Consider the following 12,815-nt stretch of genomic DNA (forward strand, 5'->3'; position numbering starts at 1 on the left):
TCAAAGGGTTCCCTTGGTCGATGGGACCGCATCGGATTTGCGCGGGTCGATTTCGACGGCGTTGCGCAAGGCGCGTGCGACGGCCTTGAACGCGGCCTCAACGATGTGGTGGCTGTTGAAGCCGTGTAGCTTGTCGATGTGCAACGTGATGCCGCCGTGTGTGGCAAACGCTTGGAAGAATTCGCGCACCAATTCGCAATCGAACGCACCGATTTTTTGGGTAGGGAGTTCGACGTTCCACACGAGGAAAGGACGCGCAGACAGGTCCAGCGCGCAGCGCACTTGTGCGTCATCCATAGGCAAGTGGCATTCGTCGTAACGGCGGATGCCGCGCTTGTCACCTAGCGCTTGAGTCAGCGCCTGACCCAAAGCGATGCCTGTATCCTCAACTGTGTGGTGATCGTCGATGTGCAGATCACCTTTGGCGCGGATTGTGAAGTCGATCAGCGAATGGCGCGACAGTTGGTCGAGCATGTGGTCAAAGAAACCTATGCCTGTTTGGTTGTCATAAGCACCTGTTCCGTCAAGATTAATCTCAACCGATATATCCGTTTCCGCGGTCGCGCGGGTCACTGTGGCCGTTCGCATTACACTATCCTTAGGCTAGATGATTGGCGTCCTTATAGCAGGCGATGCGCGCAGGCCAAGCGGCCCAGTTTCGCGATTGCGCTTGCGTGGCCTCTATGCCAGCCTTGGCGGTAAATTCACGTAAAGGACCGTTCCCATGTCAACATGCGTTTTTGTTCAGATCAGATGCAAACCAGGTACCACATATAAGGTCGCAGAGAAGATTGCGTTTGAGGAAATCCATTCCGAGATTTATTCGACGTCCGGCGAATATGACCTGATGGTCAAGATGTATATTCCCGACGCTCAGGACATTGGGAAATACATCAACGATCACTTGCTGCCGATTGAGGGTATTGAACGCTCGCTTACTACAATGACGTTCAAAGCGTTCTAAGCACGTGTTGAGTGGCATTAAAATCGTTGAAATAGAAGGGCTTGGCCCTGCGCCTTTCGCGGGGATGATGCTTGCTGACCTCGGTGCTGAGGTCACTGTGATCCATCGCAAGGGCAAAGCAGGCGTGATCACAGCAGAGGCAAGTCTGTTGGATCGGGGTAAGCGGTCCATCGTCTTGGACCTTAAGGATACTGAAGATTTGGCCATAGCGCGCGGGCTGATTTCACGTGCAGATGGGGTGATCGAAGGGTTCCGACCTGGTGTGATGGAACGCTTGGGTCTTGGGCCTGACGTTTGCCGCGCGACCAATCCTAAGCTGGTTTATGGACGTATGACCGGCTGGGGCCAAACGGGTCCACGCGCGCTGCAAGCGGGGCACGATCTGAACTACATCGCCACATCTGGCGCACTTCATTACGCAGGTATCGCGGGTGACGCACCTGTTACGCCCGCCACGTTGGTCGGTGATATCGGTGGTGGCGCTTTGTATTTGGTTGCGGGCATGTTGGCTGGCATCATCAAGGCAGGTCGCACAGGGCAAGGCACTGTTGTTGACGCGGCCATAGTCGATGGGACTGCACATATGATGAACCTTCTGATGGCGCTCGGGCAGGGGGGGGGGCTGTCCCCTGATCGCGGTGCGAGTTTGTTGGACGGCCCGCATTGGTCGCGCAGTTATCAATGCGCCTGTGGGGGCTATGTATCCGTCCAAGCGTTAGAGCCGCAGTTTTATCAGGCGCTGCTGAAGGCGTTGTCTTTGCAAGACGACGCAGGAATGGCAGCCCAGCATGACGCACGACAATGGTCTACCCAAACTGCGCGTTTAGCATCGATCTTTGGTTCAAAACCTCGTGCACATTGGGCCGCCCATTTTGAAGGCTTCGAAGCCTGTGTCGCTGTTGTTCTCGATCCATGGGAAGCTGCCAGCGAACCACACATGCAAGCCCGTAGCGTTTGGGATGCCAAACAAGCCCACCTTCAAGCAGTACCTGCACCGCGTTTTGATGGGTTGGTGCCCACGATCAACCTAGCATCCACACGAGATGGGGACCGAGCGGAGATTTTGAAAGAACTGGCACAGAGTTGATGCGTATTTTAGCTTGCACCACAGCCTCACTATAAGCGATAGACATCCACACGCGGTCCCGTAGCTCAACTGGATAGAGCACCTGCCTTCTAAGCAGGGGGTTGGGGGTTCGATTCCTCCCGGGATCGCCATTATTTACAATAGCTTGTTATGTTATTTGGCGACTTTTTCGTTTGATCGAGTTCTGTTGAGGGACCCATGGAGTTGCCCAGAGCCGACTCGTGTCTCTCGAAACCACTTTGTCCCGCTGGGCACGAGTAGTCGTTTAAATATCTTTCCCATCCAGCGCTTTAGATTTAAAAAAGGCCTATTTCCAATATGTCCGGCCTTAGCCTGTCAGATTTCTGGGTCTCGGTCTTGCGCAAACAAGAAAGGTCTATGATGAAGGGGAGGGCTGTCAAATCTACTTTCGCAACTCATCTTCAAGCGCGCTTCGCCTCACTAGCGATCTTGTCTGACCCTAAGCTAAGAAGACGCATTTCCTAAGAACTGGACCTATCGTGCTGACGTGCCGTTCCAAGTGCTTGTTAAGCCAGCTTTCGTTCGAAAGCGACTGGGCTTTTCCAACCTCGTGCGGAGTGCCGACGGTGCGGATTTTAGAACCCGTCGATGGCCTTCATTGCCCAGCAGCACACGCAAAGCATGTGTGAGAGGGGGACAATGGTTGTCGCCTTGTGTTTGCGCGTTCTAACAACAGATATACCGTTCTGACACATCAGTCGGTCCACGCGGCGAAGGCCGACATTCAGGCCGATGTCTTTCAAATCTTCCGTCATCCGTGGGCGACCACACTCGGGACATTGCTACGCAATACCCTGCCGTGCAGTGCAGTGCACAGTCAGTCTCCTTTGTTGCAGTAAATGCTATCAAAGGAGCGGCATCACATCGCGACAGGTACAAACCGAGTTCGCCTATAGATTTAAAGATTGATACGCGTGCTGGAGGCGCTGTCCATTCCGTGGTATCTTGAGCGCTGTCCAAACTGCCAAGGTGCGCGCATGTCCGAGTTGAAGATCCAGTGTCCAAAATGTTCTAATGAAATTGAGCTGACCGAGCAATTGGCAGGACCTATGTTGGCCGATATGCAGGCGTCATTTAACAATGAGTTGCTCAAGCGAGAGACACAGGCAGCCCAAGCCCTCAGGGCTGCACAAACACAGGCAAAAGAGGCGGCCAAAGCGGAAGCGGCGATTGAACAAACGGCCTTACTGGAACGGGTCAAAGTACAGGACGAAAAGCTACGAGATGCGCAAGCTGCTCAATCTGCCGCGCTGAAACGTGAACAGCTCCTTAACGATAAGGAAGCGGAAATAGACCTGAACTTGCAAAAAATGCTAGCGCAGGAACGCCCTGCATTAGCGGAAAAGCTAGCGCGTGAAGCGGATGAAAAGGCCGGTTTGAAACTGGCTGAACAAGCGCAGGTGATGGACGGCATGAAGCGCCAGATTGAAGCGCTAAAGCAAAAATCTGAGCAAGGATCGATGCAAACCCAAGGCGAGGCGGCTGAGATCGTTCTTGAGGAAACATTGGCGGCAGCGTTTCCAATTGATGGGTTTGTTCCCGTAGCCAAAGGGGTGAGCGGGGCAGATGTACGCCAAGATGTAACTGGACCAAACGGTACAGTGGGAAGCATTCTTTGGGAAAGCAAACGCACGAAGAACTGGACCGCGGGTTGGCTTGCCAAGCTGCGCGATGATCAAAGAGCGTCCGGCTGCGAGGTTGCAGTGATTACGTCCCATGCGTTGCCTGACGGTGTCGATAGTTTTGGTATGGTCGACGGTATCTGGGTCTGCGCGCCGCGATTTGCAGTGCCTTTGGCATCGTCATTGCGACAGGCGTTGATAGACGTGGCAAGTGCCAAGGGACGCGCCATGGGGCAAGAAACCAAGATGGAAATGATTTATGACTATCTGACGGGAACGCAATTCAAGCAGCGCGTCGATGCAATTGTTGAGCGTTTCGAGGACATGCAAGACAACCTGCGCAAAGAACGCGTCTTTATGGAAAAACAATGGGCGGTGCGGGCCAAACAGATTGATCTTGTGATCGCGTCCACGGTTGGGATGCACGGCGATTTACAAGGTATTGCAGGACGATCGATGCCCGAAATCGAGAGCGTCGAGGCGTTGTTGATCGACAGGGACGGCTGAGATTATTGAAAATCTGCACGCGCTGCGGTTTCAAAAATCCCTTTTGGGGACCTACCATTTCTGTGCAATGACAACAGGCCAGTGCCAATGCGGCACATCCTGAATGCTGGTTTTTAAGCCGATGCAAGTTCGAGTCATGTCTACAAAGCGTATTGTTATGGACCTGTTAAGCACTGTTCATGATCTTGAATTACGCCAAATTTACACTTTGAAAGCATATTGGACAAAAGGTCTATTTGCGGGTGCTAAAACGTGTTGAAATTTTGTTCAGTCCGGTTGTTCGTAAGTGCATTGACGCTGACGTGTTATGGCATTGGCGCGCAAGCAAGTTGCGATGAAAAACAAGGGTTTGAACAAGCAAACTTGTATATCCAACCGGCTTTATCGGCAGGGCGTTCTCTCACACAATCCCAAATGCGCGGGCTGGATGAGGCGCTAAATGGAATAAGTTTTGAAAGTGTTTCCCAATCGCTTTCACAAAATAAAATGTCGATTTATTCTGGATATTTGCAAGATATCTTCACTGATATCGCAATCCTTCAAAGGATAGGTTCACTCCAAAATACGGGCCTTTCCTTACAGAGTCTTAATTGGGCCAAACAGCTCTTCGAACAACTTTGCGCCGCAGAACAAGACAACCCTTTACTTCGACCTGAACCCCAATTGCAGCATAGATTGGGCGCTATAACATTTTCGTTTTAAAAGCTTATGAATATCGGAGACGCAGCAGATGTGCGTTCGTATTTCAACTTGAGTTTGGTGTTCTTTTTATTGCTCGGCCTTATCAGTTTGATAGCATTTGTGTGGAAACTTCATGCAATCGCAAAAAGATTCTTGGCAAGCGAACTGGCTTTGGAAATTGGTAGAATGCTCAGGTTGGATAAGCTTCGGGTTTAAGGGGGCCACGTCAACATATGCGCAAGAATGTCCACTTCTCATTTTCTGCTCATTCCTTTGCTTTGCACGGGTCGTAACGAAAATGCTGGCAGCAATAAACGCGAAGGTTCAAGTAAAATAGAAGTCTTCTGCTACGTTAGAAAATACGCCCTGACGCATCGCTTTTGGAATGATATCGAAATAGCTGCGTACAAGCGTTTCATAGCTTGAGTAGAGCATGTCGACAGGAAAATTTGATCCAAACATACAGCGTTTCGCCCCGAACTGCTCGAGGCATAGTTCAATGATTGGGCGAATTGTATCGCTGGTCCATGAGTGATCGAACATACCTAGACCTGACAGCTTGCAAGTTACATTTGGCAAATCCGACAAGGCACGTAAAGCGTGTGCATAAGCGCTTAGGCCGGATGGGCTACGATCATGGGGCGAGCCAGCATGGCACAGAGCAATTTTTGTTCCATTGGCTTTGGCTGCGATCTTGCTCATTTCGGGCATAAGGTCTGGGATCAGTTGCAAATCGAATGAAAGACCGCGCTGACCAACCAATTTTAATCCTTCCAGAAATGCAGAAGACTGTAAGAGGTCGTTTGTGCCTGATTGTGCGTCCTCGCCGGGGGCGCGCCCGATGATTTGGCGCACGCCGCGAACGGTTGATAGTGTTTGAAAGCGATCCAATTGCGCGTCAAGATCGGGCGCGGTTAGATCGCAAAAAACAACTTGCGCGAGGGGCCAATCGGGGTTGTGATCAGCAACGCTTTGCACCCACTTGGCTTCTTCCCACGCGTCTGCTGCGCCAACCTGAATGTGAACGGACCGCGTGAACCCGTGGGCACCTGCATCCGTGCTGAATTCGTTCAAAAGATAGTCGCGCTGGATTGGCGCAGGGTTGCCGAAAAACCGCGAGACATCCTTCGCGTTTAGCCAAGGGTAATCGACTGCCTTCAAGTCCCATAGGTGGTGATGTGCGTCAATGAAATTCATGGTTTTGTGTTTTCCAAATCGCCCAAAATGTCGATGCCCTGATGCATAAAGAAGTGAAGCATGTCAATGAAAACCCAGTTCTCTTTCAACTTTTCGCCTTCGCGGCGATAGACGTCAATCACACGAAATTCACTCAGCGTGTCGTTAGGTGGCAAGCCAAGATAGCCGCCCGTCGCCTTCGCTTTAAAATTGGGCCAGCCGAAAAAGGCCCCTAAATGACCTTCGGCAATGCGTGCGATGTGGCCTGTTCCAGATCGATCACTGAGACCTGCGCGAAAGGGACCTGAATGTTGTTTGGCGTAGCGCGCAATCGTATATGTCGCACCAATTCCCGCAGGGCCCCACCAGATCATATCGTCGTGCCAGCTTCGCGCGAGCTCTTCCTCCAAGGGCAGGCCGCTTTTCCATTGCCCTAGATCGCTGATCATCGCGTGTATGGTGTCCAAGGTTTTTTGCCCCTCAGATGGATCTGCGTCTGCATAGAGCAGGCCGTCATGGGTCGCAGGGCCCGGTTGCACCATATGCGCGGCGGCTTGTTCGGCGAAAGGCTGATAGCCGGCTTGCATCATAAAATGCGGGATGTCGAAATAGAACGCAGTTTCGGAAATTTTGCCATTTTCGACTTTGTGAAATTCTGCATACCGCAACATTATCATTTTGCCTGTGGGCTGAATGCCAAGCCATGCTTCATCAAATAGCCCCATCAGATGGCCCATCGTACATACCCAAACCGAGGTGCCGTCATCAACAAAACTGGTGCCTGCGAAGAACACATCCATCCGGCGCTGCATGTGGGTTACAGATTTGCGAAAGGGTTGCCAGAAAAGGTGCGCGACCTCGCGTACATCGGTTTGTACGTGAAAGGGATGAAAGGCACGCCAAGTATAGTGATCGGCTGTATGCTGTTTCAAGACGTCTTCGATTTGCGCCACATTCGCGTTGTCTAGTGCCGCGTAGTAGTCCAAAACCACGCTCTTTTCATTTTGAAAACCTGACATCACAGTCCCTTTTCTTTGATCAATTGGCCGTGTTTGGTAAATGTCTATCGGTTTTGCAATCGTATGCAAGCGGTTCGATTGCTTGACTTTCGGTTCTAGATTGGACGTAACTTATCAGTGAAAAATCTGCAGCAGATTCCCTGAATTTACGAGAGATGTTTGACCGATTATGCCGAAGAAAATTCTCTATATTATGTGTGATCAACTGCGGTTCGATTATCTGGGATGTACAGGTCACCCGACGATAAAGACGCCTCATATTGATGCCTTGGCCGCGCGCGGCATTCGCTTTGAGCGCACCTATGTGCAATCGCCAATTTGTGGTCCGAGCCGGATGAGTGCGTATACTGGCCGCTATGTTCGCAGCCATGGGGCAACATGGAATGGCACGCCGCTGCGCGTGGGCGAAATGACTTTGGGCGACCATTTGCGCCCCTTAGGCGTGCGCACGGTGCTCTGTGGCAAGACCCATATGGTGGCAGATTTTGACGGAATGGCACGCCTTGGAATTGACCCGCAGACAAGCGTTGGTGCTTTAATGGCCGAGGGCGGGTTTGAGGTGTGGGATCGCAACGACGGCGTTGTGCCCGACGGTGCTAAAAAGCAACCATCACACTACCAAGATCATCTGCGTGAGTTGGGTTATGATGGCCCAAATTCTTGGCATCACTGGGCTAATTCAGGCGAGGATGAAAAAGGCGAGGTGCTTTCTGGCTGGATGCTAAAGCACGCATCACAGCCCGCGCGCGTACCAGAGGAAGAGTCTGAAACCCCCTACACGACGACCCGCGCGATTGAGTTTATGGAGCAGGCGAAAGACGACAGTTGGTGTTTGCATCTTAGTTACATCAAACCGCATTGGCCCTATATCGTGCCCGCGCCATATCACAATATGTACTCCAAAGATGACGTATTGCCTGCGGTGCGAAGCGAGGCCGAGCGCGAAGATCCACATCCGCTGATCGCGGGCTACTACGCGCATCGCTATTCCAAAGCCTTTAGCAACGATACCGTGCGCGATACCGTTATTCCGACCTACATGGGGTTGATCACGCAGATCGACGACCAGATCGGGCGGATCGTTCAATATCTGGAAGACAGCGGGCAGGCGCAGGAAACCTTGATCGTCTTCACGTCTGATCATGGGGATTATCTGGGGGATCATTGGCTGGGCGAAAAAGAAATGTTTCATGACCCGTCGGTGCGCGTTCCACTGATTGTTATGGACCCGTCTGCACGTGCTGATAGGACGCGTGGAACTGTGAATGACGTCCTGACTGAGGCAATTGATATCGTTCCCACATGCATTGATTTTATGGGCGGTGCGGTTGCGGACCATATCTTAGAGGGACGTTCATTGATGCCGTTTGTGAATGGCGAGGATGCCCCAAAGCGCAATGTTGTGATCTCGGAATATGACTATTCCCATCGAAAGCACCTACGCCATCTTAGCCCTGATGTGAAAAACTGCATGACCACAATGGTCTTTGATGGCCGTTGGAAAATGGTGCTGGTCGAGGGCCATCGTCCAATGCTGTACGATCAAATAACCGACCCCGAAGAGTTCCATGATCTGGGGGCTGATCCTGCGTACGCTGATGAAATTACACGGCTGTCCATGGAGATTTTTAAGTGGTCACGTGGTCAGCACAATCGTGTCACGTTAAGCGATGCGCAAGTCGAAGCAGACCGTCTTGATGAAGCTGAAGTTGGCGTTTTACTTGGATTCTGGGACGAAGCGGAACTTGCTGAATGGCAAGCCTCTATGGCTTAACGGCCGGGCCAAACAACGCGAAATCCATGATGCGTGGTCGCGCTGTCTGGAGACGTTCCAGAACGCGCTGCGATGCGATAGCGATAGCAATACGACCGGTGACATAGAAATGATCCGCCCTTTGACAGCTTATATCCCTTCATCTGAGAAACGCGTGCGCGCACGTTCTTTTTCAAGGATTTGACGCGGTAGGGATCAGCTGTCCATTCCCAGACATTGCCAACCACATTGAAAAGCCCATACCCATTTGGTTCAAAGGACTTTGCAGGTGCTGTCGTTTTATACCCATCTTTACCAGTGTTGGTTTCGGGGAAATGTCCTTGCCAAATATTGCAGGGCGTAAACGTCGTATCGTTTGGCGTTTCTTCCCCCCAAGGGAACGCGACATCGCCCAAACCGCCGCGTGCTGCGTGTTCCCACTCGGCCTCTGTCGCAAGCCGCCCTCCAACCCACGCGGCATATGCGCGTGCATCATTCCAAGAGATTTGCACAACAGGGTGATCAGCAAACCATGCCTCGGCCTGCGTTTTTGGGCCGTTGATATCTTGCCAGTTTGCGCCTTCAACTTGGCGCCACCATTCGACGTCAACGACGCCTGCGGTCGGACCAACATGGTCTGGGACTTCGGACCAAAACACGAAAGACCATCCAAAACGTTCAGCCTCGCTTACATACCCTGTCGCTTTCACAAAGGCTTCGAATTGCGCGTTGGTGACGGTGGTTTCGCCCATCAAGAAGGGTTTAAGTTTGACGTTGCGAAGAGGTGTTTCCCCATCATCTGGAACGCCTGCAGTGCGCGTTCCGACCAATGCATTTCCGCCGGTAATGTGTAGGGCACCCTTTGAATTGAGGTCGCCGCTGATCACCGATCCGCTGGTGAGAGGAACGCGCTTTGCAGAGGGGCCACAACAGGGTTTCGCAACTTTAGTCGTCATAGTCTACTCAAAGTACGTGGCATTGCGCCCGCCAACCACAATGTCAAAACGATAGGCTTCATCTAGATCATTGTTCGCGGGCTCAAACGGCTTGCCAATGTTACGTTCAAACGCATCCCCCATCAGGATCGCCATTGGGTCGGACTGGTTGTTCGGCTCATCTGGGAAATACATCTGTGTGATAAGACGAGATGCGCCACCGCTGACAGAAATGTGGATGTGTTTGGGGCGCCAACGGCCAATATCTGGACGCGCAAGATAGGCACCGGGACTAATCGCAAGAAAACGATAGTTGCCGTCTTCGTCTGTCAAAACACGGCCAAGACCAAGGTGGTTTTTATCCAACTGCAGGCCAGACATATCCTCAACATGGCGATAACGCCCGTAGTGATTTGCGCTCCAAACCTCTAGCAAAGCGTGGCGCACGGGCGCGCCGCTTTGGGTTTTGACGCTGCCAGTAACCTCGATTGGGACGCCATCTGCGCGGGGTCGGTCAGGGGCGACGCGGGTCATGTCCCATTCATGCGGATTGCTCGCATAGCGTGCTGGCACGACGGGAATAAAACTGGCGCGCGCCTCTTCTGGGATCAATCGAAGAAGCTGGCGCGGGGTGCGCTGATCGGATGTGTTGTCGGTCGGGCCAATCTCTAAAAGGCGTCCTTGGCGTGTCATTTTTCAGCTCTCCAGATCATCAAAGAAAGGTGTTTCGCCGTCGCCAGCCATGACGATGTTAAACAGGTATACCTCTTCGCCCTTCGCTGTGCGACCATCATGGCGTGCGATTAGCTTTGGGGCATCTTCACCGACCGTTTGTAGAATTGGATCATCTGCATTCGCATCATTCCCCTCAAAGAACATCTGCGTCACAACGCGGCTGATCCCATCGGAAAACAAAGTGATCGTGATGTTTGGCGCGCGCTCTGCGACAGCGCCTGGAAGGATCGTGCGAAATTCATAGTAGCCCGTGTGCGAACGCAAACGCCCATACCCGTGAAACCAGTTTTCCACATCTGGATTGTCCTTGGTGGCGGGTGTGCGATACACACCTTTCGCATTGGCCTGCCAGAACTCCATGATAGCACCATGCGCCAGATCACCGTGGCGATCCAGAATTTTGCCGCGCAGTATGATCGGCGTGCCAGTGGCTTGGCCGACCATGCCCACCTCAAAGCGCGTCAAGTCTTCCAAAGCGGGGTCACCGAATGCAATCGGGAAATAAGGGCCGCTGGTGTCTTCGTTTGTAGCAGGCAGTTGGTTTTGTCGGTTAGGGCTCATCGTATTCCCGCCATTGCGCGTGAATTGTTTTGCATGTAAAACGCACATGAGTAGCAAAGCGAAATGAGCAAAGAATGACCAAGGCGTCCAACCATGATGTGTATTTTGTTCCCGGCTTGTCGCGTGGGCTGCGGGTTCTCGAAATTCTTGGAAGCGCTGAAACCCCAATGACGCTGAGCCAGATCGCCCGTGCGATGGAACTTAGCCGGTCTTCGGCGTTTCGTTTGGTCTATACTTTGCGCCAGATGGAGTTTCTGAAAGAGGGCGAGCAGGCTAATACCTATACTTTGGGCTCGCGCGTTTTGAACCTTGGGTTTGCCTACTTGAACCAACAACAGATCACGACAATTGCACGTCCTCACTTGGCGGGGTTGCGCGATGCGACGGGTGTTTCGACCCACCTGAGCGTGCTGGAAGGGCAGGATGTTTTGTACCTTGGTAGCCACCAAGCACGCAGCGGGTTTGTATCCAACATGTCCACGGGAACACGTACGCAGGCGTACGCGTCTGCGATTGGTTGGTGTCTTCTGGGGGCGTTGAGCCATGATGAATTGGAAGCGTTTTGTGATGATGTTACCTTTGACAGTTTCACCCAGCACACGCCAAGTTCTTTTGATCAGCTGTTGGACCGTGTTGATCAGGTCCGTGAACAGGGTTTTATCGTCTCGAAAGGGTTTCGTGATGTTGGCGGATCCAGCGTTGCGGTTCCTGTGCGCGATCAGCGTGGTGTAATCGTGGCTTGCGTCAATCTTTCGGGGCCTGATAGCGGGTTTGACTTTGACCGTCTTGATAGCTTTTACATACCTGAAACCCAAAGCGCCGCTTTGCGCATTTCGCGCGAACTTGGGTATGCGGGTCGCTAACTGCACGCTCATTCACTCTTTCAGTTTCAAAATCTCGCGGGCCTCATCGGGGCTGGCAAGGTGTCCACCAAGATCGTCAATCATGCGCGCTGCTTTTGCAACCAGTTCTGCGTTGGACACGCAGTGCTGTCCTTTGCGAATGTAGGCCGTGTCCTCCATCCCGACGCGCACATGTCCGCCAAGTAACCACGCTTGCGACAGCATTGGAAACGATGCGCGGCCAATGCCAAACGCAGCCCATTCTGTTCCCTTGGGCAATTGGTTAACAAGGTAGGCCATCGTCGCAGGGGTTGCGACTGCGCCAAAGCGCACGCCAAGTACCATTTGCACCATAAGCGGCGTTTTGATGATGCTGCGCGCGATGAAATCTTTGACCATGTGCAAATCGCCACTGTCGAAAATTTCGATCTCTGGTTGAACGCCCGCCGCATAGATTTTTTGCGCCATAATTTCGAGGTTACGCGGACTGTTGATCACACTCGCTTGGCCCGACCACATCGTGTTGAAGTCAAGCGTGCAAATGTCTGGGCGCAGGGCTTGGACATGGGCGACGCGCTTTTCTGGTGCGCAAAGGGTTGAACCTGTTGCGGCTATCTTTGGATCGTCATCAGATGGAACGAAGCGTCCACCTTCGCCAGTTGTAAGATTGATCAGAACATCCGTGTTCTTGGCACGGATCAACCCTACAAGTTCTTCGTACAGATCAAGACGCATTGATCCCTTAGATGTTATTGGATCACGCACATGCAGATGCACAATCGCGGCACCTGCCGCGGCTGCATCCAGCGCGTGTTGTGCGATTTGGACGGGGGTTACAGGTAGGTTCGGACTGATTTCAGGCGTCATGAGATTTCCAGTAATCGCGGCGGTTAAGATCGTTTTGCGCGCCAT

The 12,815-nt window shown here is 52.4% G+C and carries 13 protein-coding genes, 1 tRNA gene and 1 pseudogene; 7 read left to right on the forward strand and 8 right to left on the reverse strand.

All coding sequences use genetic code 11. The features are described 5' to 3' along the window. Nucleotides 1-588, reverse strand: a complete 588-nt coding sequence (gene hisB, locus QZ279_RS05860; RefSeq protein WP_293449206.1) for an imidazoleglycerol-phosphate dehydratase HisB — start codon at nucleotides 586-588, stop codon at nucleotides 1-3. Between the two features lie 136 nt (nucleotides 589-724). Here hisB and QZ279_RS05865 point away from each other — a divergent pair, with 136 nt between their 5' ends. From QZ279_RS05865 to QZ279_RS05875, 3 genes are all read left to right on the forward strand, one after another. Then, a complete protein-coding gene (locus QZ279_RS05865) occupies nucleotides 725-964 on the forward strand; it encodes an Lrp/AsnC ligand binding domain-containing protein (RefSeq protein ID WP_293449209.1) in 240 nt (79 codons plus the stop codon). A 4-nt stretch (nucleotides 965-968) separates the two neighbouring features. Continuing rightward, nucleotides 969-2,051 carry a CaiB/BaiF CoA-transferase family protein gene (locus QZ279_RS05870; protein WP_293449212.1) on the forward strand — a complete coding sequence of 361 codons (1,083 nt, stop codon included), beginning with the start codon at nucleotides 969-971 and terminating at the stop codon, nucleotides 2,049-2,051. Between the two features lie 54 nt (nucleotides 2,052-2,105). Further along, a tRNA-Arg gene (locus QZ279_RS05875) sits at nucleotides 2,106-2,182 on the forward strand. 396 nt (nucleotides 2,183-2,578) lie between these two features. Here the strand turns inward: QZ279_RS05875 and QZ279_RS05880 are convergent. Further along, a pseudogene (locus QZ279_RS05880) lies at nucleotides 2,579-2,938 on the reverse strand (transposase); the annotation flags it as partial. A 111-nt stretch (nucleotides 2,939-3,049) separates the two neighbouring features. Between QZ279_RS05880 and QZ279_RS05885 the strand changes: the two are divergent. Together QZ279_RS05885 and QZ279_RS05890 are read left to right on the forward strand one after the other, a co-directional pair. After that, nucleotides 3,050-4,201 (forward strand): DUF2130 domain-containing protein, encoded by a 1,152-nt coding sequence (locus QZ279_RS05885; RefSeq protein ID WP_293449215.1) that lies wholly within the window; start codon nucleotides 3,050-3,052, stop codon nucleotides 4,199-4,201. Between the two features lie 291 nt (nucleotides 4,202-4,492). Further along, a complete protein-coding gene (locus tag QZ279_RS05890) occupies nucleotides 4,493-4,903 on the forward strand; it encodes a hypothetical protein (protein WP_293449217.1) in 411 nt (136 codons plus the stop codon). Between the two features lie 303 nt (nucleotides 4,904-5,206). Here QZ279_RS05890 and QZ279_RS05895 read toward each other — a convergent pair whose 3' ends face one another. After that, on the reverse strand, nucleotides 5,207-6,079 hold the full coding sequence (locus QZ279_RS05895) for an amidohydrolase family protein (RefSeq protein WP_293449219.1): 873 nt from the start codon (nucleotides 6,077-6,079) through the stop codon (nucleotides 5,207-5,209). Next, the gene (locus QZ279_RS05900) at nucleotides 6,076-7,077 is read right to left on the reverse strand and encodes a nuclear transport factor 2 family protein (RefSeq protein WP_293449222.1); all 1,002 of its coding nucleotides are present in this window, start codon (nucleotides 7,075-7,077) and stop codon (nucleotides 6,076-6,078) included. Before QZ279_RS05900 ends, QZ279_RS05895 begins: the two co-directional genes overlap by 4 nt. A gap of 169 nt (nucleotides 7,078-7,246) precedes the next feature. On the opposite strand from QZ279_RS05900, the gene QZ279_RS05905 reads away from it, so the two are divergent. After that, nucleotides 7,247-8,851 (forward strand): sulfatase-like hydrolase/transferase, encoded by a 1,605-nt coding sequence (locus tag QZ279_RS05905; RefSeq protein ID WP_293449225.1) that lies wholly within the window; start codon nucleotides 7,247-7,249, stop codon nucleotides 8,849-8,851. Here QZ279_RS05905 and QZ279_RS05910 read toward each other — a convergent pair. The 3 genes from QZ279_RS05910 to QZ279_RS05920 are packed head-to-tail and all read right to left on the reverse strand — an operon-like array spanning nucleotide 8,848 to nucleotide 11,061. Further along, on the reverse strand, nucleotides 8,848-9,786 hold the full coding sequence (locus tag QZ279_RS05910) for a formylglycine-generating enzyme family protein (protein ID WP_293449227.1): 939 nt from the start codon (nucleotides 9,784-9,786) through the stop codon (nucleotides 8,848-8,850). The genes QZ279_RS05905 and QZ279_RS05910 overlap by 4 nt on opposite strands. A gap of 3 nt (nucleotides 9,787-9,789) precedes the next feature. Further along, a complete protein-coding gene (locus QZ279_RS05915) occupies nucleotides 9,790-10,458 on the reverse strand; it encodes a protocatechuate 3,4-dioxygenase subunit beta (RefSeq protein WP_293449229.1) in 669 nt (222 codons plus the stop codon). 3 nt (nucleotides 10,459-10,461) lie between these two features. Next, a complete protein-coding gene (locus tag QZ279_RS05920) occupies nucleotides 10,462-11,061 on the reverse strand; it encodes a hypothetical protein (protein WP_293449232.1) in 600 nt (199 codons plus the stop codon). A 74-nt stretch (nucleotides 11,062-11,135) separates the two neighbouring features. Between QZ279_RS05920 and QZ279_RS05925 the strand changes: the two genes are divergently transcribed. Further along, nucleotides 11,136-11,924, forward strand: a complete 789-nt coding sequence (locus QZ279_RS05925) for an IclR family transcriptional regulator (protein ID WP_293449234.1) — start codon at nucleotides 11,136-11,138, stop codon at nucleotides 11,922-11,924. A 12-nt stretch (nucleotides 11,925-11,936) separates the two neighbouring features. Here the strand turns inward: QZ279_RS05925 and QZ279_RS05930 are convergent, their stop codons facing one another. Next, nucleotides 11,937-12,815, reverse strand: a complete 879-nt coding sequence (locus QZ279_RS05930) for a 3-keto-5-aminohexanoate cleavage protein (protein WP_293449236.1) — start codon at nucleotides 12,813-12,815, stop codon at nucleotides 11,937-11,939.

It is taken from the genome of Planktotalea sp. (assembly GCF_018607965.1).
In the GTDB taxonomy this organism is placed as follows: Bacteria; Pseudomonadota; Alphaproteobacteria; order Rhodobacterales; family Rhodobacteraceae; genus Planktotalea.

What these genes read in the sequence shown, in the direction of transcription:
- QZ279_RS05865 (WP_293449209.1), top strand. Translation starts at nt 725, where the DNA reads ATGTCAACATGCGTTTTTGTTCAGATCAGATGCAAACCAGGTACCACA.
- QZ279_RS05905 (WP_293449225.1), top strand. Translation starts at nt 7,247, where the DNA reads ATGCCGAAGAAAATTCTCTATATTATGTGTGATCAACTGCGGTTCGAT.
- QZ279_RS05920 (WP_293449232.1), bottom strand. Translation starts at nt 11,061, where the DNA reads ATGAGCCCTAACCGACAAAACCAACTGCCTGCTACAAACGAAGACACC.
- QZ279_RS05925 (WP_293449234.1), top strand. Translation starts at nt 11,136, where the DNA reads ATGACCAAGGCGTCCAACCATGATGTGTATTTTGTTCCCGGCTTGTCG.
- QZ279_RS05885 (WP_293449215.1), top strand. Translation starts at nt 3,050, where the DNA reads ATGTCCGAGTTGAAGATCCAGTGTCCAAAATGTTCTAATGAAATTGAG.
- hisB (WP_293449206.1), bottom strand. Translation starts at nt 588, where the DNA reads ATGCGAACGGCCACAGTGACCCGCGCGACCGCGGAAACGGATATATCG.
- QZ279_RS05915 (WP_293449229.1), bottom strand. Translation starts at nt 10,458, where the DNA reads ATGACACGCCAAGGACGCCTTTTAGAGATTGGCCCGACCGACAACACA.
- QZ279_RS05910 (WP_293449227.1), bottom strand. Translation starts at nt 9,786, where the DNA reads ATGACGACTAAAGTTGCGAAACCCTGTTGTGGCCCCTCTGCAAAGCGC.
- QZ279_RS05930 (WP_293449236.1), bottom strand. Translation starts at nt 12,815, where the DNA reads ATGGCGCGCAAAACGATCTTAACCGCCGCGATTACTGGAAATCTCATG.
- QZ279_RS05895 (WP_293449219.1), bottom strand. Translation starts at nt 6,079, where the DNA reads ATGAATTTCATTGACGCACATCACCACCTATGGGACTTGAAGGCAGTC.
- QZ279_RS05900 (WP_293449222.1), bottom strand. Translation starts at nt 7,077, where the DNA reads ATGTCAGGTTTTCAAAATGAAAAGAGCGTGGTTTTGGACTACTACGCG.